Annotated in this window: 26 protein-coding genes; 12 read left to right on the forward strand and 14 right to left on the reverse strand. The window is 66.9% G+C overall.

Going from position 1 to position 24632, the window contains the following annotated elements; translation table 11 throughout:
• Nucleotides 1-202: 202 nt before the first annotated feature.
• The 7 genes from C7I55_RS06700 to C7I55_RS06730 form a co-directional block, all read right to left on the reverse strand.
• Nucleotides 203-1303 (reverse strand): helix-turn-helix domain-containing protein, encoded by a 1101-nt coding sequence (locus C7I55_RS06700; protein WP_106512109.1) that lies wholly within the window; start codon nt 1301-1303, stop codon nt 203-205.
• A gap of 63 nt (nt 1304-1366) precedes the next feature.
• A complete protein-coding gene (locus C7I55_RS06705) occupies nt 1367-1897 on the reverse strand; it encodes a hypothetical protein (protein ID WP_106512110.1) in 531 nt (176 codons plus the stop codon).
• A 127-nt stretch (nt 1898-2024) separates the two neighbouring features.
• The gene (locus C7I55_RS06710) at nt 2025-3098 is read right to left on the reverse strand and encodes a sigma factor (RefSeq protein WP_106512111.1); all 1074 of its coding nucleotides are present in this window, start codon (nt 3096-3098) and stop codon (nt 2025-2027) included.
• Nucleotides 3099-3558: 460 nt separating this feature from the next.
• Entirely contained in the window at nt 3559-4545 is a 987-nt protein-coding gene (locus tag C7I55_RS06715; protein ID WP_106512112.1) for a peptidoglycan-binding protein, read from the reverse strand.
• On the reverse strand, nt 4542-4979 hold the full coding sequence (locus C7I55_RS06720; protein WP_106512113.1) for a hypothetical protein: 438 nt from the start codon (nt 4977-4979) through the stop codon (nt 4542-4544). Before C7I55_RS06720 ends, C7I55_RS06715 begins: the two co-directional genes overlap by 4 nt.
• The gene (gene fliI, locus C7I55_RS06725; protein WP_106512114.1) at nt 4976-6310 is read right to left on the reverse strand and encodes a flagellar protein export ATPase FliI; all 1335 of its coding nucleotides are present in this window, start codon (nt 6308-6310) and stop codon (nt 4976-4978) included. The genes C7I55_RS06720 and fliI overlap by 4 nt, the downstream gene beginning before the upstream one ends.
• A 5-nt stretch (nt 6311-6315) precedes the next feature.
• Nucleotides 6316-6714: a flagellar biosynthesis repressor FlbT gene (locus C7I55_RS06730; protein ID WP_106512115.1), complete on the reverse strand. Its 399-nt coding sequence runs from the start codon at nt 6712-6714 to the stop codon at nt 6316-6318.
• A gap of 164 nt (nt 6715-6878) precedes the next feature.
• On the opposite strand from C7I55_RS06730, the gene flgE reads away from it, so the two are divergent.
• The 3 genes from flgE to C7I55_RS06745 all read left to right on the forward strand — a co-directional run bounded on the left by flgE (nt 6879) and on the right by C7I55_RS06745 (nt 11261).
• A complete protein-coding gene (gene flgE, locus C7I55_RS06735) occupies nt 6879-8186 on the forward strand; it encodes a flagellar hook protein FlgE (RefSeq protein ID WP_233222084.1) in 1308 nt (435 codons plus the stop codon).
• Between the two features lie 67 nt (nt 8187-8253).
• Nucleotides 8254-10341, forward strand: a complete 2088-nt coding sequence (locus C7I55_RS06740; RefSeq protein ID WP_106512117.1) for a flagellar hook-associated protein FlgK — start codon at nt 8254-8256, stop codon at nt 10339-10341.
• An 11-nt stretch (nt 10342-10352) separates the two neighbouring features.
• Nucleotides 10353-11261, forward strand: coding sequence for a flagellin (locus tag C7I55_RS06745; protein WP_106512118.1), 909 nt, complete (start codon nt 10353-10355; stop codon nt 11259-11261).
• Between the two features lie 199 nt (nt 11262-11460).
• On the opposite strand, the gene C7I55_RS06750 is transcribed toward C7I55_RS06745, so the two are convergent.
• Nucleotides 11461-13281 (reverse strand): tetratricopeptide repeat protein, encoded by a 1821-nt coding sequence (locus C7I55_RS06750; protein WP_106512119.1) that lies wholly within the window; start codon nt 13279-13281, stop codon nt 11461-11463.
• Nucleotides 13278-13547 carry a hypothetical protein gene (locus tag C7I55_RS06755; RefSeq protein WP_106512120.1) on the reverse strand — a complete coding sequence of 90 codons (270 nt, stop codon included), beginning with the start codon at nt 13545-13547 and terminating at the stop codon, nt 13278-13280. Before C7I55_RS06755 ends, C7I55_RS06750 begins: the two co-directional genes overlap by 4 nt.
• 114 nt (nt 13548-13661) lie before the next feature.
• Here C7I55_RS06755 and C7I55_RS06760 point away from each other — a divergent pair, with 114 nt between their 5' ends.
• The gene (locus C7I55_RS06760; RefSeq protein ID WP_106512121.1) at nt 13662-14078 is read left to right on the forward strand and encodes a flagellar basal body-associated FliL family protein; all 417 of its coding nucleotides are present in this window, start codon (nt 13662-13664) and stop codon (nt 14076-14078) included.
• Between the two features lie 139 nt (nt 14079-14217).
• Here C7I55_RS06760 and C7I55_RS06765 read toward each other — a convergent pair whose 3' ends face one another.
• The 4 genes from C7I55_RS06765 to C7I55_RS06780 form a co-directional block, all read right to left on the reverse strand.
• Nucleotides 14218-14760, reverse strand: a complete 543-nt coding sequence (locus tag C7I55_RS06765) for a MotE family protein (RefSeq protein ID WP_106512122.1) — start codon at nt 14758-14760, stop codon at nt 14218-14220.
• Nucleotides 14760-15317, reverse strand: a complete 558-nt coding sequence (locus tag C7I55_RS28465) for a DUF6468 domain-containing protein (RefSeq protein ID WP_199192747.1) — start codon at nt 15315-15317, stop codon at nt 14760-14762. The genes C7I55_RS06765 and C7I55_RS28465 overlap by 1 nt, the downstream gene beginning before the upstream one ends.
• Entirely contained in the window at nt 15314-16354 is a 1041-nt protein-coding gene (gene fliM / locus C7I55_RS06775) for a flagellar motor switch protein FliM (protein WP_233222116.1), read from the reverse strand. Before fliM ends, C7I55_RS28465 begins: the two co-directional genes overlap by 4 nt.
• 395 nt (nt 16355-16749) lie before the next feature.
• The gene (locus tag C7I55_RS06780) at nt 16750-17259 is read right to left on the reverse strand and encodes a flagellar basal body-associated FliL family protein (protein WP_233222085.1); all 510 of its coding nucleotides are present in this window, start codon (nt 17257-17259) and stop codon (nt 16750-16752) included.
• Nucleotides 17260-17393: 134 nt separating this feature from the next.
• Between C7I55_RS06780 and C7I55_RS06785 the strand changes: the two genes are divergently transcribed.
• The 8 genes from C7I55_RS06785 to C7I55_RS06820 all read left to right on the forward strand — a co-directional run bounded on the left by C7I55_RS06785 (nt 17394) and on the right by C7I55_RS06820 (nt 23658).
• Entirely contained in the window at nt 17394-18137 is a 744-nt protein-coding gene (locus tag C7I55_RS06785) for a flagellar hook-basal body complex protein (RefSeq protein WP_106512123.1), read from the forward strand.
• A 37-nt stretch (nt 18138-18174) separates the two neighbouring features.
• Nucleotides 18175-18960, forward strand: coding sequence for a flagellar basal-body rod protein FlgG (gene flgG / locus C7I55_RS06790; protein ID WP_106512124.1), 786 nt, complete (start codon nt 18175-18177; stop codon nt 18958-18960).
• The gene (gene flgA, locus C7I55_RS06795) at nt 18957-19424 is read left to right on the forward strand and encodes a flagellar basal body P-ring formation chaperone FlgA (RefSeq protein WP_233222086.1); all 468 of its coding nucleotides are present in this window, start codon (nt 18957-18959) and stop codon (nt 19422-19424) included. The genes flgG and flgA overlap by 4 nt, the downstream gene beginning before the upstream one ends.
• A gap of 109 nt (nt 19425-19533) precedes the next feature.
• A complete protein-coding gene (gene flgH, locus C7I55_RS06800) occupies nt 19534-20298 on the forward strand; it encodes a flagellar basal body L-ring protein FlgH (RefSeq protein WP_106512125.1) in 765 nt (254 codons plus the stop codon).
• A gap of 288 nt (nt 20299-20586) precedes the next feature.
• On the forward strand, nt 20587-21450 hold the full coding sequence (locus C7I55_RS06805; protein ID WP_106512126.1) for a flagellin: 864 nt from the start codon (nt 20587-20589) through the stop codon (nt 21448-21450).
• Nucleotides 21451-21749: 299 nt separating this feature from the next.
• Nucleotides 21750-22160: a hypothetical protein gene (locus tag C7I55_RS06810; protein WP_106512127.1), complete on the forward strand. Its 411-nt coding sequence runs from the start codon at nt 21750-21752 to the stop codon at nt 22158-22160.
• A gap of 108 nt (nt 22161-22268) precedes the next feature.
• A complete protein-coding gene (locus tag C7I55_RS06815; RefSeq protein WP_106512128.1) occupies nt 22269-22523 on the forward strand; it encodes a hypothetical protein in 255 nt (84 codons plus the stop codon).
• A gap of 67 nt (nt 22524-22590) precedes the next feature.
• A complete protein-coding gene (locus C7I55_RS06820; protein WP_106512129.1) occupies nt 22591-23658 on the forward strand; it encodes a glycosyltransferase in 1068 nt (355 codons plus the stop codon).
• A gap of 305 nt (nt 23659-23963) precedes the next feature.
• Here C7I55_RS06820 and C7I55_RS06825 read toward each other — a convergent pair whose 3' ends face one another.
• A complete protein-coding gene (locus tag C7I55_RS06825) occupies nt 23964-24632 on the reverse strand; it encodes a flagellar hook assembly protein FlgD (RefSeq protein ID WP_106512130.1) in 669 nt (222 codons plus the stop codon).

The raw sequence follows: 24632 nt of genomic DNA on the forward strand, positions 1-24632 counted from the left end.
TTTGAAGTGAGCCTGATCGCATCCGCCGAGAATTTCGGCCGTCCGGCCACTCGAATGCCGACCGGATCGGCCTTTCACGGATGCAAACGGCCTTTCATGGTCGATCTTCCATCGGCGGCGGACCGGCGCTGCATCCGGGCAATCACGCCTTGGCCCGATCTACCCTTATTCTAGACCCGAATTTCGGGCACCGGCGCCGATCTCACGCGAAATAGGCAGCGATCACTCCGGCGATATCGTTGGGTGGAACCGTGTCGAGCGGCAGCTCGCGATCGGGATTGGCGCTGTAGCCGATCATCGCGCCGTTGCGGTCGAAGGTCACCGTCAGCAGCCGCACGGCATCGCCCTCGCGCAGCGCGGCGATGCCCATCCCTCCCGGGAAGCGATCCGGATCGACGATCACCGTCGCAGAGCCGGGCAGGGCGGCACCGAGCGTCGGTCGGTGCACGCGCAGCGCATAAGCGCGCGGACCGGCGTTGCGCGGTGCGTCGGCAAGCTCTCCCGTGGGTGTCAGGGCAAGCAGCCCGTCGTCGAGCGGCACGCCGAAGACGGGCAGCACCCGCTGCTCGTGTGTCGGCGGCTTTGGAAGTGCTCGTTCTGGCGGATTGCGCAGGGGTGGATCCTTGCTCGCATCGGCAAGGCTGTCGCGAAGCTCGGCGATCTTCGCGCGCGTGCGTGCGATCCGCGGCGCTGCGCCGGACAATTCCCGGATCCGCGCGTCGAGCACACCGCGTTCATGGAGGCCTTCGGTCATGCTGCGCAGAGCATCCCGGTCGGCGGCACCGAACAGGCGGAGCAGGGACGCGATGGTCGCCGGGTTCCAGCGATCGAACGTCTTGTGCGCGTTTTCGACGCGGGAGAGGATCACCGGCGCTATGCCGTACTCCTCCTCGATCCTGCCGATGGTCAGCGCCGGATCGCTCATCCTCCGAAAGCGAAGCGCCGCCGCAAGCTTCACCGCGAAAGCCGCCGCTTCGTCGTCGACGGGGCGCAATTGCTGTCCGGCAGCGACCCACGCCCCGATATCGAAACCGGGATCGTCGATGTCGAGCAACAGGTCCCCGGGGGCGACGCCAAGTTCGCCGGCGATCCGGACGAGTTCGTCGGGACGGGGAATGACTTCGCCGCGTTCGATCTTGGAAAGTCTAATATATGGTATTTCGGGGATTTTCTGAGCAAGACCGAGCAGCTTCGGGAAACCGCCCTCACGGCGAAGATGGCGCAAGTGGTTCGGGAAAATGATCGCGCGATAAGGATCGATTTCGATACGCGACTTTTCTTGCAGCGCTCCGCGTCCCGCCATCGTCTCCCCCTTACGATGTCTTTCCGGATGAAGTCGAAAGCTACGCTTGCTCCTATGAGAGTGTCAATGACAGCGCGCGGCGGGCCCCGACCTTTCGCGCGGCGACAAGAGTGACCACAAGCCGTCCGGTGCGAAGGGAATGATGATCGAGGCGGGAGAGGCGAATTCGATCTGGTCGAGCAGCCAGCGCGTCGTCAGGCCCGACGGGTTCTCGCCCGATACGGCCAATCCGCCGCCATCGGTAACCAGCCCGATCACTGGTGGCAGCGCGTAGCCCGGCCAGCGCAGGGCAACCTGGCGCAGTGCCTCGGATCCAGCTTCGACCAGCGTCTCGATCTCGGCCCAGAATGCCGCTTCACGCATGTCGAGCGGATCGCCCGGCTCGAGCGATTGCGTCCATGGGAAAAGCCGGACCGCGGGATCTCCACGGAAGGTGGCGATGGTGAGAAGAGGCGCCCGGATTCGCCGCAGCAGCTGCCGGGCGGGAACGATCATTGCCCGGCCCGCCCGCAGCAGGTCGGGCTCGGCCGAGGCACGCAGCAGCGCGTCATGCCCGGCCTCTTCCAACACCTCCTGCGGCTTGCCTGCCTTCACCCGACGATCCCCGATGCCGGAGCCCGATGCTCCTGCGTGGAATCATTATAGGAGAAATGCGGTAGCGCGGGTTGGTCCCCGGTGAAGATCGTGGATCGGCTCGGCGCCGGAAGCGCCGAGCGCAGCGTCAGGCGGCCTTGCGCGAGTCCTCGGATGCGACTCCGAGCGCCACCGGCAGGTCCTGTTCGCTGTCGGTATCCTGGCGGATCACGATCAGGCTGGTGAGCCGGTTGTGCGGGAGGGCCGGATCCGGCAGCAGCGCCGCGAGGGTCTCGATCGGGGTCTCCGCCCCGGCGGCGGTGGGTGCAACAGCCTTGCGCGGCTTGGCACCGGTCGCGGCGGCCTGCTTGTAATCGGCCATCACCTGGAATTTGGAGCTGCTCGCAACCAGCTCGCCCATCGTCTTGGCGGCGCGCTTGGTGATCTGGCGAACACGCTCCTTGGTGAGGCCGGTGTCGAGACCCAGCGCGTCGAGTGTGCCGGTGTCGAACACGCGGCGCTCGACGATCTCGCGATTGCGGGTGAGCTTTTCCTCCAGCTTTGCCATCTCGACCGGATCGACCTCGCGGAAGCGCGGGCGGCGGTCGGGGATCTGGTCCCTGATGTCGCCGGGCTGGTTGGCGATCGCCTTCTTGGCGCGCGGGCGCTTCTTCAACTGCTCGATGCCGATTGCACGGAGATGGTCGATATATTCGTCGATGAGGGCGGTGGTCGCGGTTTGGGCGAGATAGGCGGACGCGCCGGCCAGAGTCGCTTCGAGGGCGTCCTCGTCCTCGATCGTGGCTTCGAACGGCATGTCCTCACCGTCGTGGCTGCGGCCGAGATCCTGAAGCGAGACGGTGAGCGCCTCGACCTTCTTCGCCGACGAGCGCTGGTCGGTCATCAGGCGGAAGCGCAGGCTCTGCATCTCGCCGCGGATCTGCCAGTTGACGAAGGTGGTGAACTGCGCCTTCTCCGGATCATAGGCTTCGATCGCACGGTGCACGGCGATCGCGGCAGCCTGCTCTGCGTCTTCCCAGTGGGCGACGAGACCATATTGGCGGATGAAGTGGCGGATGCGCGGGGCGATGAGCTTCAGGATCGAGGCGAAGGCGCGGTCCGTGTTAAGACGCTGACGGGCAGTCTGCTTCGCGCCTTCGGCGGCGCGGTTCGCGATGACGTCGGCAACCAAGGCTTCCAGCGCGATGGTGGTCTTGGACATTGGTAACTCCCCCCGGAGCGGAACGCACCCTGCGCTCCCCAACTCCGTCTACGAGCCCTGAAATGCAGGAGGAGAGTTAACCTTCTTGGCAATCCTATATGCGGGCTTGTACGTAAGCCGTCTGCCGAGGTCTTTGCCGCGGTCATGAAAAGCGCTTTCAAACAGATGCTTGGCTCTTCCGGAGCGGCGTGTCGCCGGGCGTTCCGTACTAATGCTTATCTTATAGGATGAGCAGCGAATCGCGACGCGGTCCCCGTTTCTTTTTTGTTGCCGAGGCCTTTGGGGTGGAGAATCGGGCACGTGGAGCTGGTCAGGGGGGCGGCCCGGCCGACCGGGTGTGTGCGCCTCGCCTTACCAACCGCGCGTGCCGATGTTATCCGTGCGGTTCGCGCCCGGGACATCGTTCATTGCGGCAGCAAACTGATCGGGTCCGGACGTTATACCGCGATTCGAGCCTACGTCAGACCTGGAAGCGCTCGGGGCGGATGTGCCGCTCGACGAAGCCGAGCAGCCATTGGCGGTGGGCCGCCGTCGCATTGCCGGCCTGGGCGAGGCGTGCATTGGCGCTGGCTGCGCCGACCTGGGCGCGCAGCAATGTGGCGGCGCGGCCATTGTCGAGGCCGCCCTTGAGGAATTTCACCGCATCTCCGGCGCCGAGATGGTGGCCGAGATAGGCGGCCTGCGCGACCTTGCCGACGCCGCCGCCGATATCGACGCCTGCCCTGCGCAGCCGGTCGAGATTGCCCTTGGCGTAATCGGCGATTGCGTGGATCGACGTCTCGCCGTCATAGCGAAGCGCCAGCAGCTCCGCTTGGGCGCCTTTCGCGATTTTTCCGGAATCAGAGATCCAGCCGCGGTTCTTGGCGACCTGGTTCAGCCAGGTGCCGCTGCGCTGAGCCTCGCCGATCCAGGTTCCGGCGAGAAATTGGCCAAGGCCCGCGGCGCTGGACCGGGGATTGCGCGAATAGAGCTTCCAGCTGCCGTCACGGCCTTTTGCCGCTTCGGCATCGACGATCGCGGCCAGCGCGGCGGTCGGGATGCCGGTGCGCGCCGCGGCACGTTCGAGGCTTCCCTGATGCTGCGCGTTCGGGCCGAGCCCGCCGGCACGGCCGACCTCTTCGGCGGTCGCCTCGTCGGCGGCAGCCGGTGCGGTCGACGGCTCGGTGGTCGGCAGGGTGAGGCCCTCCAACCGGCCCATGCGGGGTCCGATCGGGGCAGCCGGAGCGCGCGGCGCCGTTGCCGGCTGCTGGGTCAGCACGGCGAGCAAGGATTCAAGGCTCGTACCGGCACCCGTTCCGGCGCCTGTTTCGCCGGACGCCTCGGGGGTCCCGCCGTCGCCGAGCGCGGCGCGCCACAGGCGCGTCGACAGGTCGTTGCGCGCCTGGGTGTAGATCAGGTCCGCTTTCTGCTCTGGGCGCAGGCGCTCCAGGTCGATCCGTCCGATCATGCGTGCCGCCCCCGCGCCGCGGTGCGGCGCGCGCGCAGCAATGCGGCGCTGGAGATGTCGTCGATCATCGCCTGTTCGGCGGTGGCGGCGGTCAGTGCGGCCGAGGCCCGGAAGCCGTCGGCGGCGGTTTCCATCGCCTTCATCGAGCCGTAGACGTCGGTCGCCTCGTCACGCAGACGGTCGAGGCGCGCGGCCGAGGCGGCGCGATCCTGTTCCAGCCGCTCGCGCAGCATGCGCATGCGGCTGACATAGGCGAAGCTCGACATCATCGGATCGGCGCCGGCAAGCTGCACTTCGGCGGCGGCGGTGGCAAGCGCCGCCTGCTTCGCCTGTTCGAGTGCGACCAGCTGACTGGTCTCGCTGCCGATGGCCATGCCGACACGGTCGATTTCGCGCTGCTGAATACGAAGCGCGGTGTCGAACGGAGTTTTCATGCGTCACCCTGGTGTTCGGGGGCGAGGATCGCCTCGAGCGCGGCGAAGCTCTCGTCGGCGCGGCCCTGATCGGATTTGCCCTGCTTGAGCAGGTTCTCGATGGCGGGAGCGAGGTGGATAGCCCGGTCGACCTCTTCGCGGGTGCCTTCCTTGTAGGCGCCGAGACGAATCATCTCCTCCATGTCCCCATAAGTGGCGAGCGCGCGCTTGGCCTCGTTGCGCAGCACGTTCTGCTCGGGCGTGTGTGCCGCAGGCAGGGTGCGGCTTACCGATTTCAGCACGTCGATCGCGGGATAGCGGCCGCGATCCGCAATCCGCCGGCTCATCACGACGTGGCCGTCCAGAATGCCGCGAACGGCGTCCGCAACCGGCTCATTATGGTCGTCGCCGTCGACCAATACCGTGAACAGGCCGGTGATGCTGCCTTCACCCGGACGACCGGGACCCGCGCGTTCCAGCAGGCGCGGAAGCTCGGCGAAAACGGTCGGCGTATAGCCCTTGGTCGCCGGCGGCTCGCCGCTGGCAAGGCCGATCTCGCGCTGCGCCATCGCGAAACGGGTGACCGAATCCATAAGACAGAGAACGCGCAGGCCCTGGGCGCGGAAATGCTCGGCGACGGCCAGGGTCGTCCACGCCGCCTGGCGTCGCATCAGGGCGGGCTCGTCCGAAGTTGCGACAACGACGACGCTGCGGGCCAGGCCCTCCTCGCCGAGATCGTCCTCGACGAATTCCTGAACCTCGCGGCCGCGCTCACCGATGAGGCCGATCACGGCGACGTCGCATTCGGTCCAGCGGGCGAGCATCGACAGCAATACCGACTTGCCGACGCCGGACCCTGCGAACAAGCCAAGCCGCTGGCCGACACAGAGCGGCGCGAAGATGTCGAGAGCGCGCACGCCGGTCTCGATCTTGGCGCCGACGCGGGTTCGCGCAGCGGCCGGAGGCGGTGCGGCCTTGATCGGACGCGGCACTTCGCCGCGCGGAAGAACGCCCTTGCCGTCGACCGGGCGGCCGAGACCGTCGATCATTCGGCCCAGCCAGGCCTCGCACGGCCGCAGCGAGAAGCGGCCGGCCTTCAAATCGGCGCGGGCACCGGACGTGATCCCCTGGGGATCGCTGAACGGAAGGCAATGGGCAATGCCGCGATCGAGGCCTGTCACTTCCGCCTCGACCGGTTCCTCGCTGCCCTCGATCCGCACGCGCGCGCCGATCTGTGCCGCGCCCGAGAGGCCTTCGACCTCGATCAGGGCGCCACGCACCGCGACGACCCGCCCGAACCGAAGATCGGGCGAGAGGTCGCGTACAGCAGAGGCGGCGGCGGCGGCAAGCATGGGCTTCAGGCCGCTTCGGCCGGCGCGAGAAGCTGGGCTTCGTAGTTCATCAGCCAGCGGCAATCGGCAAGTGCCGCATAGAATTGCTGGCACGCGACCTTTTGCGCGAAGCTCACGCAGGTCGCCTGGGCTTCGGGCGCCTTGAGTGCGGCGAGCAGCTCGCGCACCAGATCGATGATATTGTCTTGGTGGACGGTCCGTTCGCCGCCGTCGATATAGGCCATCATGCACGCGAAATAGAGCCGTTTGGCGGGAGTGTTCGCCTCTTCCGGGCTCATCACGTCGCGCCCGCGCAGCACGCTTGCACCATTTTCGAGGCGCAGATCCGTCCGCCCGACGGAGCGCAGCACCGCGCCGTTCACAATTACTTTTTCGCCATCGCGCAGGGAAATTCGAAGCGACATCGTCTCGATCCTTCAGCCGTTTGACTGGATTATAGGACGGTTGCGCAGCCTCGACGCGGAACTAGGCAAATTTTGCCCATTGTTGGTTCCACTCGAACCTCATCCTACAATGATCGGGAACGATGGGCGCAGAACGCCGGCCGACTACTTTCAGGAGATATACGTTGAGCCTCTATTCCGCGCTTTATGCCGGCGTTTCGGGCCTTTCCGCGCAGTCCAGCGCGATGGCCGGGGTCGCTGACAACATCACCAACATCAATACTGTCGGTTACAAGTCCGTGCAGACTGAGTTCCGCACGCTCGTCACCGACGGCCGTTCCAAGAGCAGCTATTCCGCAGGCGGCGTCACCGCCGCGCCGCAGTCGCTGATCTCCAAGCAGGGCATGCTGCAATCGTCGTCCAGCGACACCGACATCGCCATCGACGGTGCCGGCTTCTTCGTCGTGCGTGCCGACAGCAACCCGGGCAGCGAAGTCAGCTTCACCCGCGCCGGGTCGTTCAAGCCGGATGCGGAAGGCTTTCTGCGCAACACCAGCGGCCTGATGCTGCAGGGCTGGCGTCTTGATACGAACGGCAATTATGTCGACACCGGCAGCCTCGACACGCTCGAGCCGGTGCGCCTGAGCGATCTGACCGGCACCGCAATGCCGACGTCGAAGCTGGAAATCCGCGCCAATCTTCAGTCGACCACTCCGGTGAATGCCGCGGCCGCTACCTACGCCGCCGGCCAGATCGCCAACGGCACGGTCGCGCCGCAATTCTCGCGCTCGATCGACGTTTATGATGCGCAGGGCACCGCCCACCGCGTCACCGTCGGCTTCATCAAGGTCGGCGCCAACGAGTGGCAGGCCGAGGTCTATGGCGCCTCGACCGACGTGACCAATGCGCTGGGTGGCGTGCCGGGCCTTATTGCGGCCGGCAAGGTCGAGTTCAACGGCGACGGCAGCCTGAAGTCGCTCCCGGCGACCTTCGACAACCTCACCCTCGGCTGGCAGAACAAGGCCGATCCGCTGACTCTGGATTTCAAGCTCGGTGACGCCGGAGCGCTCAACGGCTTGACTCAGTTCGGGAGTGAATCGGCTCTGATCTCGTCGATCGTCGATGGTGGCATGCTCGGCAATCTGGCCTCGATCGAAGTGTCGAAGACGGGCCGCGTCAGCGCCGTGTTCGACGACGGCACCACGCGCGAAGTCTTCCAGCTGCCGATCGCGACTTTCGCCAATCCGGACGGCCTCACCCGCATGTCGGGCAACGCTTTCCAGATGTCGGCCCAGTCGGGCAATTACGCGATCAACAAGGCGGGTGCTCTCGGTGCCGGTCAGATCGCCAGCAGCTCGCTCGAAGCGTCCAATGCCGATCTCGCCGGCGAGTTCACCAACATGATCCGCTTCCAGCGCGCCTACAGCGCGTCGTCGAAGATCATCACCACCGTCGACGACATGCTTCAGGAAGTCTCCAACCTGAAGCGCTAAGCGACTAACGGGCCCGGCCGATCTCGGCCGGGCCTCATTCCCCTGAAGTTCGAAGGAAGCGATCGGCGTGTCCCTCAACGAGATCCTCGGATCGGCAATTTCCGGCCTCAACGCGTCCCAGTCGGGGCTGCGTTCCGTCTCGAACAACATCGCCAATGTGGGCACGCCCGGCTATGCGCGCGAGCGGGTCGGCCTGACCACGGCAGTGACCAATGGCCGGGTGAACGGCGTGATCGTCGGCGAGCCCGAGCGGGTCGCCGACCGCTTTCTCGAACTCAGCGTCTACAAGCGGTCCGGCGACATGGGTCAGTCGGAAGTCACCGCATCCTACATGGATCGTCTGCAGGCCTTGCTCGGCCAGCCGGGCTCCGAAGCCGGCCTTCCGGCGCGCCTCGACGCGATCTCGGCGTCCGCCGTTCGGTTGACCAGCGGCCAGGCCGCGAACCAGAATGCGTCGGCCTTCGTGGCCGACGTCGAGGACGCGATCAAATCGATCCGTCAGCTCGACGGTGACGTTTCGAGCCTGCGCACCGACGTGGAATCCGAGGTCGGCTACACGGTGGAAAGGGTCAACGGCCTGCTCACCCGCGTATACGAGCTCAACAACGAAGTGGCGCGTTTGCAGGGGCTCGGCAAGAGCCCGGCCGGCGCGATCGACCAGCGTGTCGCCGCGCTCGAAGAGCTGAGCACCATGGTCAAGGTCAGCGTTCGGGATCAGCCGGACGGCCGCGTGATCCTCGAAACGCCGCAGGGCGCGACGCTGCTCGACCGCCGTCTTCGCCAGCTCGATTATTCGACCGCCGGGACCGGCGTCGCCCAGCCCGTTTACCCCTCTATCGGCATTCGCTTCGCGGAACCGAGCGGCGCCCTCGGCGCCGCGACCGGCGACAAGATCGACAGCGCCGCGATCGGCGGCAAGCTCGGCGGCCTTATCGATCTGCGCGACCGCGCGCTGCCGCAATTTGCCGACAAGCTCGGCCAGCTGTTCGGCGGTCTCGCCCAGACGCTCAATGCCGCGTCCAATGCTGGCAGCGCAGTGCCGCCGCCGTCCCGGCTCGATGGCCGCGCGACCGGTCTCGCCGGCACCGACCGGCTCGGCTTCACCGGCGCGACGACGTTCGCGGTCACCAAGGCGAATGGCGATCTCGTCGCCAAGACCACGATCGATTTCTCCAGCGTTGCGACCGTCGGCGATGCGGTTGCGGCGATCAACGCCGGCCTCGGCGGCGCTGCGACCGCGAGCTTCACCGATGGCAAGCTGGTGATTTCCGCCGCTGCGTCCGGCAACGGCGTCGCCACGGCGCAGGATGCGACCAACCCCAGCAGCCGCGGCGGCGTCGGCTTCTCCCAGTATTTCGGCCTGAACGATCTCGTCCGCAGCAACGACAGCCCGCTGGTACCGTCAGGCTTCATCGGCACCGATCCGCATGGTTTCGCGGCCGGCCAGACCACCGACATCGTCCTGCGCGACGCGTCCGGCCGCTCGCTGACCAAGTTCACCTTGTCGCCGTCCGGGACCACGTTCAACGATCTGGTCGGCCAGCTGAACGCCAGCCCGCTCGGCGATTACGGTGATTTCGCGCTCGATCCCAAGGGACGGGTCCAGTTTCAGCCGGACGCCGCGATCGCCGGCGCGTCCCTGACGATCGTCTCCGATTCCACCGACCGCCTCGGCACCGGCCAGTCCTTCTCGGGCTTGATGTCGCTCACCGGTGCCTCGATGGGCCTGGGCACCGGCCAGATCCGGCCGGACATCGCGATGAACGCCGCCTTGATGCCCCTTGCCAAGCTGCAGACCGGCGCCGCCGTCGGCGAGCGCGCGCTCGGCCAGAGCGATTTCCGTGGCGGCACGCTGTTTATCGAAGAGCTCGGCAAGGCGGTCGATTTCGGATCCGGCGGCGTCGCCACCCTGGAGCGCTTCTCCGGCCTGCTGCTCGGCGGCGCCGGCACCGAGGCGGCACAGGCGACCGAAGCCTATGAGGATGCATCGGCCCGCCGCGACGACGCGGTCAACCGGCGCGACGGCTTCTCGGGCGTCAGCATCGACGAAGAGCTCGCCCAGATGGTCGTGCTCCAGAACAGCTATTCGGCGGCGGCGCGGGTCATCTCCACCGCCACCGAAATGTACGACACACTCATCAACATGGTCCGCTGAGAGAGGCAAACATGAACCGCGTCGCCACCATCCCAATGCAGCGCAACCTGTCTACGGCCATTCAGAAGAGCCAGCAGCAGCTTGCCGAAACCCAGCTTCAGCTCGCCAGCGGCAAGAAGGCCCGCGATTATGCGGCACTCGGCACCCAGACCGTGCGCCAGATTTCGGCGCGCAGCCTGCTCGCCCGCCAGGAGGCGCAGAGCACCGTCGCCGACACCGTGGGCACCACGCTCAGCATGTACGACGTCAACATCACGGCGATCGATACCTCGGTCAGCGACCTCAAGAAGTCGATGCTGAGCGCACTCGGCACCGGCCAGTCGGCCGGTCTGCAGGAAGCGATCGAGCAAGCCTTCCAGCAGATGCGCGCGTCGCTCAATGCGTCGGAGGGCGGCCTGCCCCTGTTCGCCGGCTCACAAACGGATTCGCTGCCGTTCAAGCCGGGCAAGCTTGCCGACACGGCATCGATGACGGTCGCGGATGCCTTCTCGAACGACGGTATCCGGGCCTCGGCGCACGTCGCCGACGGCGTCGATGTCGAATATGGCGCCGGCGCTGACGAGGTCGGCTCCAAGATGTTCCTCGCCTTCCAGAAGCTGGCCCAGGCCGGCGACATCGGCGAGCAGCCGACCGCCGCGCAGAAGGCCGCCCTCACCGAAGCGATCGGCATGTTCAACGACGGCCTGGTCGACGTGCGCATGATCAATGCCGAGAATGGCCGCAAGCAGCAGCAGATCGAGACGCTCGGCGTCCGTGCGGAGGATCGCGCCGTGCTGCTCAAGGATCTGATCAAGAAGAACGAGGATGCCGATCTCGCCCAGGTCGCGATCGATCTCAACATCCAACAGACGACGCTCAAGGCGAGCTTCTCGGTCTTCTCGCAGCTGTCGACGCTGTCGCTGACCGATTACCTGCGCTGACGGGCACGCGCGGCGATCCGCCGCGCTCTCATTCCTCGCGCTTCGAAGGGGCCGGATGCACAGCGCATCCGGCCCCTTTCACGTTTCCGCCGCAAGTTGCCGGGCAGCACCCTGGGCGGGCATGACGCAGTCCGGCCGGCGCTGCTCGTCGCAGCGCCGGCCGTCAGAGCGTCCGCCTAATGCGCGCGCGTGCGCGCCCTCAGCCGTGCTTGGGAATGTCGAGCAGGTCGGCGATGTCGCCGGCCGGGCTGGCCGAAGGGATCGCTGCCATCGCCTTGCTGAGCCGCTCCGGGTCGACCGAGGCTGGGTCGCTGGTCAAGGCGTCGAACGCAGCTGCGGTCGGCAGAGAGGCGAACGCACCGGCATAGCGGGCGCGCAGCGCGGCGATGTCCGGCTCGCGATGGGTCATCGCCAGCGCCACCGCATGGCGCAGGATCGTCGCCTGGCCGACGTCGCTGAGCTTGCCGGCGGCAGGCAAGGCCGGGCCCGCCTCCGCGGCGAGCGCCGACCAGGCCCGCGCCTTCCACAGGATCTCTGCGCGCAACCCGGCCCCGTTCGGCACGTCCTGCAGCACGGCAAGCGCTTCCGAAGTCTTGCCGAGCTGGGTCAGCGCGACCGCTTCGACGCGGTGCCGTTCGGCCAGCATGTCCGGCGTATAGACCACGTTCGCGGTGTCGCGGATCGCCTTGAGCGCGAGATCGGGACGCCCGGCAAGGATGTGCAGCCGGCCGACCTTGGCCGAAAGCGGTCCCTTGGCGAGATCCTGGGCGCGCACATAAAGCTGATGCTGGAGCAGTTCGGCGGCTTTGGCGTAGAGGCCCGCGTTCTGCAGCCGATCGGCGAAGCGGTTGACGAGCAGGTCGCCCTCGGCGCCGAGCGGCGCGAGATCGCGGAAATCCCAGTACAGGCCCAGCGCCTGATCGAGCGGCATGGTGTTGGTGGCATCGAGCACGCCGGCAAGCTGCTTCTGCAGCGCCGCGGCAAGCTGCGGACCTTCCGCGCCGAGCTCGAAATAATTGAACAGGGTAGAACCCGCGGCGAGCGCACCACGCGTATCGCCGGTGTCGCTTGCCAGGCGATAGCCAAGCTCGAGCGCGCGCCGTTCGATCGGGCCGCCGCGCCAGCCGTAGCGGAGGCGGTTGAGCTGCTCGATCGCGGCCTTGGGCGTGATGTCCTTGCGCGCGACGCTGTCTTCGATTCCGCTCAGCTCGGCGTCGAGCCGCTGCTCCTCGGTGCCGCTCTTGGCGACACGGCGCAGCTGGATACGTGCCTCGCCCGGCTTGCCGAGCGCGTAGAAAGCGCGGCCGCGCAGCAGATCGCCGGCGGGATCGCCGGAGCGCACCTGGCGCAGCGTCGTGACTGCAAGGTCGGCGCGGCCGGTGTCCAGCGCCGCATCGGCGATGGCGAGGACGAAGCGCTTGCGGTCGTCGCTGCTGCGGGCGTTGAGCGCCGGCAGAGCACAATTGAGCTGGCCGAGCGCCTGCTCGCCAAAGCCGGCTTCGGCCAACACCAGCAGCCGCCAGGCACAGGCCTCGGAATTGTCGGCGAGGCCGGGGCCGACCAGCGCGTCCAGCGCCTTTTCGGGCCGGCGCATCTGCGCATAGGCAGCGCCCTTGGCGAGCCGAAAGGCGTCGACCAGCGCGAGGTCCGGATCATCCGCTTCCATCACCTCCAGCACGCCGGACGCTTCGCTGCCCAGCGACTGGCCGAGCAGGCTGATCGCATAGCGCCAGCGGGTGCGCTGCCGGTTTTCGGCGTCGGCGCGGGCGAGCGCCTTCCAAGCCTCGTCATGGCTGATCACCGTCCAGGCTTCATTGGCCTTGGGCAGCGACCGCTCCGAAAGTTCGGTCGCGAAGCCGGGCAGCCGGCCTTCCTGGCGCGCGTCGGGCTGCGGTACCGGGTGCACGAACAGGCCGTTGCCTTCGGGTGCAGGGCGTGCGCCGGTCACGGCTTCGGCGGCGGGGAGTGCCGCTACGGACAGCGCTGAAGCGGCGGCGGCGAGCAGCAGACGCGATTTCATCGGGCGAGCCCCGGCAGGACGAACATCGTGAACGCGATACCGCCGGCCGCGCAGGCGAGCAGGAACAGCAGGATCGGCACCAGCGCCAGTCCGCCCTTCGCCTGTGCGGCCGCGGCGCCGCCGGTCAGACCGGTGCCGCGCTCGTCCATCGAGCCGCTGACGGCATCGGGATCGAAGTCGGTCGCGCGGCGCAGCGGGTGAGGCGGGGAACCGCCGTCGCGCTGACCGATGACTCTGACTTTTCCTGGCTTCTGATCGCGGCTCATCCCAGCCCTCCGGGTAACGATTTGTTTCTATTATAGGATGAAAAGAGCGGCAGGCGGTCCGGTGCAGAAAGCAATGATCGGGCGGCCGGATGTTGAGTAACCAGGGGAAGTGAAGTGCCGCTCAAGCCGAAACGTCTCGCAGTCGCTGCGGGCTTGCTCGCAGTGGCAGCCGCCGGCGGCGCCGGCATGGCGACCGCGTCGGACGGCGAAACGCCGCCGGGGGCCGCCTTCGTGCCCCTCGACGAGGTCGTCGTGCCGATCGTCGGCAGCAACCGCGTCGAAGGCACACTGCGGGTGCGCATGGTCGTCGAAGCCAAGGACGAAGGCGAGGCCGCCAAGGTCAGCGGTCGCCTGCCCGAGCTGCGCTCTGCGACGCTCGCTGCCGCCGTGGAATATTCGCGCCTCTACGCTTCCGCGCTCGCGCCGGTCGACGCCGAGCGGTTGCGCGGCGACATGACCACGGCGCTCAAGCACGCCAACCCGGCGGTCGGCCGAGTCCTGGTCACCGAAGTCTCCGCCTTCCCGATCTGATTCACGCTACCGAACAGCCGGCACGGAATATTTTCCGCGCCGGCCGTTCTGCTTTCCTTAACCCTGTTTGACGGCGATCGGCCAATGCACCGGATCGTTGCCGGATACGAAAAGGGGCGCCCCGCGGGCGCCCCTTTTGTCATTTGCGGGCGGCCGTCGCGGTCGGCGGCGGCGTGGGCTTAGCCGCAGGTCGGGACGGGCGCGGCGACTTCCCGGCCATCGCCATGCTGAGCCTGGCGGCGGCATCCGGGTTCATCGCGCCGAGGATCGATGCGGTTGCGCGGTCGCGCATGCGCTTGGCGACCTGCACCTGGACGTCGAGCTCCAGCTGCTCGAACACGCGTGCCGCCTTGGCCGGCTTCATCGTCTGGTAGATGCGGGCGAGGCTGTCATAGGGGCCGTCCTCGTCTGCTTCCTTGCTCGCGCCCGGCTTGGGCGCGGCCTGGCGGGCCTGCATGTCGGCCTTGAGCCGCTCTTCGGCGGCGCGGGCCGCCTGCTCGCGCAGATCTAGGGCGCGGTTGCGCTCGGCGGCGGCACGATCGCGGTCCTTGACCGATTCCTTGATCGAGACGCCCATGCGCGTTTCGGGTGCGGCGGGGGCCGAGACGGCGACGCCGTTGGCGACCACCGCGATCCCGGCGACGCCCGCCAGCATCGGCAGCAGGGGAAGACGCCGGCCCATTATGCCGCCTCGGCGGCGGCGGCGGCGATCGCTGCGGCCATCAGCGGAGCAGCCGCTTCGGTTTCGCTGACGCGGGCAGCATCCTGCTCCGGCTTGGCGGGCGCGCGGCGCGGCGCGCGCTTCGCCGGTTCGGCCTTCGCCTGCTCGGCCTTGGCACCGACGGCCTTGGCAGCGGCCGGCTTGGCGTCGCTCTTCGCGCCTGCCTTCGCCTTGGTCTCGGCCTTGGCGACCTGCGGCGACTTGGGGGCGGTCTCGACGGTCTGGACGATGCGCTCGGCAACCGCATTGGCGATCCCCACCATCATCACCAGCTCCTCGCGCATTTCCTCACCCTTGGCGACGGTGCGGGCATTGGCGGCGCCTTCGGTGCGCAGCGTCTCCTTGAGATCGCCGAGCACGTGGCGGGCCTGGGCGGTCGCCTTGTCGAGCGCTTCGACGACCTCCTTGAGGCCGCCTTTCTTCATCGTCTCGAAGCTGCGCATCATGCGGACGCTCTGCACGAGCACGGCGCCGCACAGCAGGATGAGGACGATGTTGGTCAAGGTGGCGAACGTCATTTCGGGAGCCCCTTCGAGATGTCATTGAGGATGCGCACGGCAATGCTGTTGTTGCGCTGTCCGATGTGGGCGCGGCCGAGCGGAACGCCGCCGCAATGGACTTCCAGCGGATCGTCCGGGCCGGTCGCGAGCGCCAGCGTCTGGCCGACTTCCAGGTTCATCACGTCGCGCAGCGCAAGCACCTGCTCGCCCAGAACCACGTCGACCGAGACTTCGGTCTGCCGGATCTCGGAGGCCATATGGTCCTCCCACATCCGGTCGCGGCCGAGCTTCTCGCCCATGAAGCGCTGGAGCAATTTGTCGCGGACCGGCTCCATCGTCGCATAGGGCAGCAGCAGGCTGAACTTGCCGCCGCGGCCTTCCATGTCGACGCGGAAGGTCGCCACCGCACAGATGTTGGTCGGGCCGGCGATCGCCGCGAAGCGCGGGCTGGTCTCGATACGCTCGAGATCGATGGTCACCGGCGTGATCGGCTCGAACGCCTGGCCGAAATCCTGCAGCGCGAGCACCAGCATCTTCGAAACGAGATTGGTTTCGATCGTGGTGAAGCCGCGACCCTCGATACGGATCGTGTCGTTGCCGCGGCGGCCGCCGAGCAGGGCGTCGACGACGGCGTAGATGAGCGAGGATTCGACGGTCATCACGCCGTAATTTTCCCACTCGCGGACGTTGAACACGCCGATCATCGCCGGCAGCGCCACCCGGCTCATGAAGTCGCCGAAGCGCACCGAGGTGATGTCTTCCAGGCTGACGTCGATCGCGTCGGAGGTGAGATTGCGCATGCTGGTCGCGAACACGCGGATCATGCGCTCGCAGACCACCTCGAGCATCGGCAGGCGCTCGTGGTTGATGACCTTGGATTCGATGACCGCGCGCAGGCCGCTCTTCTTCGGAGTCGACATGGCGCTGTCGAAGCCGAACAGGGCATCGATGTCCGCCTGATCGAACGGCGAATCCGAATCCAGCGCCGCGATCGGCGGCTCGGGAAGATCGAAATCGTCGAAATCGTCGCTCGGCGCACTGCCGGGGAGAGGGATCTCCTCGAACGCGGCGCTTGGCGAGGCGCCGGGCAGCGGAATCTCTTCGAAGTCCGACGCGGGTGCATCACCGGGCAGCGGGATCTCCTCGAACGCGGCGCTTGGCGAGGTGCCGGGCAGCGGAATCTCTTCGAAGTCGGAAGCCGGTGCATCCCCGGGCAGCGGAATTTCTTGGAACGCCGATGTCGGCTGATCGCCGGGCAGCGGAATTTCTTCGAACGCCGATGTCGGCTGATCGCCGGGCAGCGGAATTTCCTCGAAATCGGCAGGCGCGTCGCCGATCGCCGCTTCGTCCGCGAACGCGTCGGCGTCCCCGGCGCCGCGGGCAAAATCGAGCGCTTCCTCGATCGTGGCTTCGTCGGTGGCCGGATCGGCGTTCATGTCCTGGGCTTCGCTCATTGCTGAATCAGATCCTGGATGAGAACGTCTGTGACGATGCCGGGGCCGGCGACCCGCGAGGCGCGCGACAGCATCTCTTCCTTGAGGCGGAAGACGGCGGCGGAGCCGGCGAGATCCTCCGGGCGCAGCTCGCGCAGGAAGGGCTGGAACCCGTCCAGGATCAACGGCAGCTTCTCGTTGACCTTCTCCTCGTTCTCCGGATTGCCGGCGACGAGGATGAAGCGCAGCTTGAGGAAGCGCGGCTTGCCGTCGCCGCTGCGCAGATTGACGGTCATCGGCGGCACTTCGACATAGGCGCCCGCCTGGGCCTCTTCCTTCGAGGCCTCGGCGCTCTCGTGCCCGCCTTCGCTTCCGCCCATCAGCCAGGCCGCGGCACCGCCGCCGCCGGCGAGAACGACGAGCGCCGCCGCGGCGATGACGACCAGCTTCTTCTTGTGCTTCTTCGGCGGCTCGACCTTTTCCAAAGCGGCGGCTTCATCCGCTTCGTCCTTGAGTGCTTCTGACACTGTTCGTCCTTCTGGCTGTCGGAAAAAGAGTGCGTGCGACGCCGCTCTTCGTCCCTTCCCCGCTATTATAGAATGGGTGGGCGGCAAAGTTTGCCTACCGACGCTTTTGCCGAAGATTTTTGAAAAGGTGCCGAATGGACGTTTCAGCTTATGTCCTGCTGAGCCACGAACAGGCGCTCCGCCGGCGTCTCGATGTCGCCGCCAATAATATGGCCAACACCAGCACGGTGGGCTTCAAGCGCGAGCAGCCGCTGTTCCACGAATATGTGGACAAGGCCGACGAGGCGCAGGTCAAGGACGCCAAGAACACCTCGTTCGTGCTGGATTACGGCGCGGTGCACGATACCGCGCAGGGCGCCTTTCAGGCCACCGGCAATCCGCTGGACGTGATGATCGACGGCCCCGGCTATTTCTCGGTCGAAACGCCGGAAGGCGGCGTCGCCTACACGCGGGCGGGCATGCTCAAGGTGGCGGAGAGCGGCGATCTCGTCACCTCCGGCGGCCAGCGTGTGCTCGGCGAGAACGGCCAGCCGATCAACATCCCCGAAGAGCAGCGGCGCGCGCTTGCGGTGACCGGCGACGGCACCATCGTGGGGGCCGGCGGCGCGGCCGGGCGCATCGGCATCACCGTGTTCGACGACGAACGCGGCGTGGATCCGCGCGGCGACGGCATGATGAACGGCCAGGGCGGGCGCCTGCTCACCGCCGCCGAGACCAGGCTGAAGGTCGGCGGACTCGAAGGCTCCAACGTTCAGCCGATCGTCGAGACGACGGCGATGGTCGAGATCCTTCGCTCCTACCAGAGCAGCATGCGGATGACCGAGAGCCTTAACGAATTACGAAAAACAGCGATCAACCGTCTCGGACGGATCAACTGATCCTATAAGTCATCAAAAGCCACAGAAAGGCACGTCCATGCGAACGCTTTCCATCGCCGGCACCGGCATGCTCGCGCAGCAGACCAACGTCGACGTCATCTCGAACAACATCGCCAACATGAACACGACCGGCTTCAAGCGCCAGCGTGCCGAATTCCAGGATCTGCTCTATCAGCAGGTCTCTCGTCCGGGCGCGGCGGCCGGCGGCGCCGACAATCGCGCCCCCTCGGGCATCCAGATCGGCTCGGGCGTCAAGACCGGCGGCGTCTACCGCATCGCCGAGCAGGGCGCGATGACCCAGACCTCGAACCGCTACGACGTGGCCATCGACGGCCAGGGCTATTTCCAGGTGACGATGCCGAGCGGGGAAATCTCCTACACCCGCGCCGGCTCGTTCCAGCTCTCCGATCAGGGTGAGCTGGTCACCACCGACGGCTATCCGGTGGCGCCGGGCATCACCATTCCGCAGGGCGCGGTCGACGTCAGCATCTCGAAGACCGGCCAGGTTCAGGTGAAGATGCCGGGCCAGGCCGAGCTTCAGGATGTCGGCCAGCTCGAGCTTGCCACCTTCGTCAACGAGGCCGGTCTCGAAGCGGTCGGCGGCAACATGTTCCTGCAGACCGCGGCTTCCGGCCAGCCGACCGTCGCCGTTCCGGGCGAGCCGGGCTTCGGCACCGTCGTCCAGGGCTTCCTCGAAGCCTCGAACGTCAATCCGGTCTCGGAAATCACCGCGCTGATCACCGCGCAACGCGCCTACGAGATGAACAGCCGCGTCGTGAAGACCGCGGACGAAATGCTCGCAACCTCGGCGCAGCTGCGGTGAGCCTGCGGCGCGCCTTCCTGCTCGCCGCCTTGCTCGGCGGGGCGGTTCCGGCGGCGGCGCAGACCGCGCCGTCGGCCGCGACCCAAATCGAGGTGCCGGTGCTGGTCCGCGACGTCGCCAAGGGCGAGTTGCTGTCCGCCTCCGATTTCGCGGTGGAGCCGCGTCCTGCCTCCCAGGCGCGCGGCGCGCTCGAGATCGGCAGTGCCGCCGGCAAGGAGGCGCTTCGCCAGCTGCGCGCCGGATCGGTCGTCCGCCCGGGCGATCTGATCAAGCCGCAGCTCGTCCGCCGCGGCGAGCCGGTGTCGATCACCGTGCGCAACGGCGGTCTCACCATCACCGCACAGGGGCGCGCGCTTTCCGGGGGCGGCCAGGGCGATCTGATCCGGGTCGTCAACACCACCACCAACCGTACGCTCGACGGCATCGTCGACAAGACCGGCAGCGTGCGCATCGCCGCCAATTGAGCCTGGGCCGTGGCCGATCGGGTCGCGGCGCCATCCCTGCGTATTTGCCGCGCCTTTCCGATCGCCGGGCCGCGCTGCCCGCCCGAAACGCGCTTCAACGGAGTTTCCCATGAAGAAGATCGCATCCGCCTTGACGATCGCCTTGCTGCTCTCCGGTTGCGGCTCGGTCGGCCGGCTCAAGCAGGTCGGCAAGGCCCCCAAGCTCAGCGCCGCCGAAGAAGTCTATGCCGGCGAGATCGAGCCGTCGCTCGGCGAAATCGGCTCGGCGCGCCCGAACGGCACCCGTCAGCCGGGCCAGGGCCAGCCGCAGGCTGGCAGCGCCTCCTTGTTCCGCGCGGGCGGCGGCGCGCTGTTCCAGGATCAGCGGGCGGCGCGCCTCGGCGACATCGTCACCATCCGGATCAACATCCAGGACAAGGCGACGGTCGACAATTCGACGACCCGCACCCGGACCAACGGCGAGACCGCCGGCCTCGGGGCGTTGCTCGGGCTCGAAAACCCGCTCAAGAAGATCCTGCCCGGCGACAATGACACGTCGAAGCTGGTCGACGCCAAGTCGACGTCCAGCTCCAACGGCACCGGCAACACCAGCCGCAGCGAGCAGATCAACATGACGATGGCCGCGATCGTCACCCAGGTGCTTCCGAACGGCAATCTGATGGTCCGCGGCAAGCAGGAGGTTCGGGTGAATTTCGAGCTCCGCGAGCTCGTCATCACCGGCATCGTCCGGCCGCAGGACATCGCCCGCGACAATTCGATCCGGCACAGCCAGATCGCCGAGGCACGGGTCATCTACGGCGGCCGGGGCCAGCTCACCGACGTCCAGCAGGCACGCTGGGGCCAGCAGATCTACGACGCTTTGTTCCCGTTCTAAGCACAAGCGCTCGCCAGTATGAGGGCCGTGGAGACCTTGGTCTCTGCGGCCCTTTTTCTATGGCGCAGGGGTCGTAATCCGCCCAGCCATAGTCGTTCGTCTTACCGGCATTGCGACGTAAAAGAGCGCTAACGTACTGTTAACTGTAAAAAAGATCGAACTTGATTTGGGTGGACCGGATTTTCTTCCCAGAATGTAAGTGCGAGAGGGGGCAACTCTCTTCGCCGAGAGCCGGCGCTTCCGGTTCAGGCCGCAGAATTCGGCCTTCATCCTAGAAGGGAAATTACAATGGCATTCTCTGTGAACACCAACACCGGCGCAATGGCGGCTCTCCAGAGCCTCAATTCGACCAACAAGGGCCTCGAGCAGGTTCAGAGCCGCATCAACACCGGCCTGAAGGTTGCTTCGACGAAGGACGATTCCGCTTCCTACACGATCGCTCAGACGCTTCGCGGCGATCAGGGTGGCCTGCAGGCTGTCAGCTCCTCGCTGTCGCGCGCCAAGAGCGTGACGGACGTGGCGGTTGCCGGTGCGGAGTCGATCTCGGACATCGTCAACCAGATGAAGCAGAAGGCTCAGCAGGCTTCTGACGGTGGTATCGATACCGAGAGCCGCACTGCGATCAACAAGGACTTCGAAGCCCTTCGCGACCAGATCAAGACCATCGTCGACTCGTCTTCGTTCAACGGCACGAACCTTCTGAAGGCTTCGGGCGGCACCGTCACGGCGCTGCAGTCGCTGACCGACACCGACAGCGCTTCCGGCACCTACACTCCGGACTCGCTCTCGGTTGACAACCTCGAGCTCGACCTTGGTCGTTCCGGTGGTACGTTCGCGAAGCTGACCACCACCAGCAAGATCGACACGGCCGCGGCTGCAAAGACCATGGTCAACGATCTCGGCGACATCGCCAAGAACCTCAACGGCAAGCTCAGCACCCTCGGTGCCGCTTCGCGCAAGATCGACGCTCAGTCGGCCTTCACGAGCAAGCTTTCCGACGTGGTCGAGAGCGGCATCGGCAATCTCGTCGACGCCGATCTGGCGAAGGAATCGGCGCGTCTGCAGGCTCTGCAGGTCAAGCAGCAGCTTGGCGTTCAGGCTCTGTCGATCGCCAACCAGGCGCCGCAGTCCATCACTTCGCTGTTCCGTTAATCGGTACACGAAGTGGCTCCTCGGGCTTCGGCCCGAGGCGCTGGCGGCAGGGGCCGGAGCGGGAAACCGCTCCGGCCTTTGTCGTTTTCGAGCGTCTCTCGGCACGCACCGTCGCGCCGAGCCGTTGCCGCCGCGCCGGCCGATCCGGCTTTCCCGGCCGCCTCCCTGCTGCCGTCCGCGCGGCGTTTCGGGGCGCCGACGACCCTCGACAACTTCCGCGCCCGTAGTGATCCTAAGCGGGTCAAACTCCGTCCGCCCGGCGATTCCGCGCCTATAATGAATGGGAGAGGAGTTTCGTCGTGCCGTCCAGAATCCGGGAGCTCACCGATCCGTTCGGCCTCCGACTTCGTATCAGCGTCGAACCGCACCCCAAGGGCGCGATGATCGTTCTCGAGCGCTATGACGCGGCCGGTCGCCCCCGCATCCATCTCGACAGTTATGGCGGCGAGCTTCTGTCCGGTTTCATCATGGCCGCACGCCTCGCCTTGCCGCACCCGCTCCCCAACGAGCGCTGCGACGGCGCCTTCCCCTCGGAGCTCAGCCTCACCCACGAGCCCAAGGTCTCGATCCGGGTCCGCCAGGACGACACCGGAGTGAGCCTGGAGATCCCGGCGCCGTTCTGGGACAAGCTCTATGCCGAGCTTTGCCTGGTCATCCCGCATGCCCGGGAATTCACCCGCAACACCTTCGCCAAGGCGCTGGTCCACTAACCGGCCGCGCACGATCTCGGGTCGCTTACGTGTTCGCCCTTAATTGCCCGCCGGCCTCGCTCCGGGCCATTGCAGCATCGCTCTTCGGGGCATTTCAAGGGGGATGGAATGACGCTCGCGGACGCGGATCAGGTCGCACCAGGCTATCAGGTGACGCTGACCCTCAAAGTCTCGGATGTCGCTGCCCTCTGGGCCGCCGCCGCGCAGCGCGGCCTGGCCGCGCCCGGAACCAACCCTGCCGATGTCTTCGACGTGATCGGCCCGCGCGAGGATCCCTCGCTCGCCGACTGCATCGCGATGCTCGCCGGCCCGGTCTCCGTTCCCGGCTGCTCGCTCGACGATCTCGAGATCGCCGAGCTCTGATTGAAGTCTCCGAAGTGATCGGCGGCAGCCGCCGGCGTGCACGATGCGGATACGGGAGCATGGGACGATGACTCGCTTGGCGCTGGTGATGATCGTACGCGACGAGGCGCGCTGCCTCGCCCGGTGCCTCGCCAGTGCCCGGCCGCACGTCGACCGCATGATCGTGCTCGATACCGGCTCGTCGGACGGCACGATCGGGATCGCCCGTGCGGCCGGCGCGGAGGTCCATGATTTCGCCTGGTGCGACGATTTCGCTGCGGCGCGCAACGCTGCGCTCGACTATTCCGATGCCGATTGGAACCTGGTCCTCGATGCCGACGAATGGCTCGAGGCCGGAGTCGAGGCGCTATCCCCCGAAGCGTTTCCGCCGCACGCCCGGCGCACGCCGGCCTTCATCGGCTGCGTGCGCATCGCCAACCGGCAGGACGCCAACAAGGGCGGCGGCCGCCGCGCTTACATCCCGCGGCTGCTGCCGCGCGGCGTGCGCTACGAGGGCCGCATCCACGAGCAGCCGGTCAGCGCCCTGCCGCTCGTCCAGCTGCCGCTCGTCGTCGGTCACGACGGCTACGAAGCGGCGCAGCAGGCGCGCAAGAAGGGCCGCAACGCAGCACTGCTCCGGGCCGAGATCGCGGCGCAGCCGGACGATGCCTATCTCCGCTACCAATTGGGCCGCGAATATCTGGTCGACGATCGCGCCGCCGAGGCCGCCGAGTGCCTGGTCGCCGCTTATCACGCAGTCCAGCCCGATGCGGCCTACCGGCACGGCATCGTCCTCTACGCCCTTCGCGCGCTGCGCGGCGCCGGTCGGTTCGACGAGGCGCTGGCGCTCGCCGACGCCGAGCAGAGCCGGTGGCCGCATTCGCCGGATTTCTATTATGCCGTCGCCGAATTGTATCTCGATTGGGCCGGGCTCAATCCGGAGATCGCGCGCGACCAGCTGCTGCCGGTGGTCGAGATGGCGTGGCTCAAATGCCTGCAGATCGGCGAGCGGCCGGATCTCGCCGGGTCGGTGGAGGGTCTTGGAAGCATTCGCCCGGCCGAGAGCCTCGCCCATTTGTACCGCAGCCTCGGCCTCATCGAGGAAGCCGACCAATATGATCGCATCGCCGCGGACTTGCGCGCCGCGAAGGCTTGAACGCGCGCCTGACCGGCGTTCGGAACATTCGGGAATTTGGGTCGCCGACAGGGCCGGATGACGCGCCGGGAGCATGATACACACCTCGGGTCGGAGCTAAACGCTCCAACCTAAGGTGATCAGGCTCAGGCGATGTGTCGCAAGCGCTGTCGCGGCGTTGCTGCGGCTCCGTGCAGACCCGCTGTCGGAGGCGATCGGGGCGGGAGGTCGAGGCGCGGGGCGGGTAAAGGGGGAGACCGCCGCCGCGCCTCATCTTCATTATAGGCTGTTGCCCAAGCCTTTGTTTTCCATGGGCAACTTTATTCTTACGCGGCCGAGACGGCGACCAGCTCGCGCAGCGCCATGCGGGCGCCGCCAATGCCGAGGGTGACGTTGGTGCCGTCGGTGATGACGTCCTTGACGATGCCGACGCCGTTGATGCCGACGCCGATTGCGGCGCCGGTCTTGTCCTTGGCGGTCACCGCCAGCTTGTAGGCGCCTTCCGGCGCGCGGGTGCCGTCGGCGAGCTTGCCGTCCCACGAGAAGCGGCTGGTCGACGCATCGATGGACTCCTCACGGACGACCTTGCCGGCAGCGTCGGTGACCTTGACCGTCATCGACTCGGCGGCGCGGGCCGGCGCCACCGTCCAAGTCGCGTTGCCGGTTGCACCAAGCCCCGAGACATTGCTGTCGAACCGCGCTTCGCGGCCGATGAAGGCGGACGCCTGCGCCATGTCCTGGCTCGAGACCCGCGACAGGATGTCCTTGAGCACGCCGGTCTGCTGCATCGACTGCTCGACCTGCGAAAACTGGACGAGCTGCTTGGTATATTCCGACGTGTCCATGGGATCGAGCGGGTCCTGGTTCTGCATCTGCACGGTGAGCATCTTCAGGAACATGTTGAAGTCGGCACCGACGCCGCTGGTGGTCTTCGCCGCCTGGTCGAGCAGCGTGTTGGTGGTGGCGGTGTTGGCTGGGGAGGTGACGGTGGTCAT

This window comes from Allosphingosinicella deserti (assembly GCF_003012735.1).
GTDB lineage: Bacteria > Pseudomonadota > Alphaproteobacteria > Sphingomonadales > Sphingomonadaceae > Allosphingosinicella > Allosphingosinicella deserti.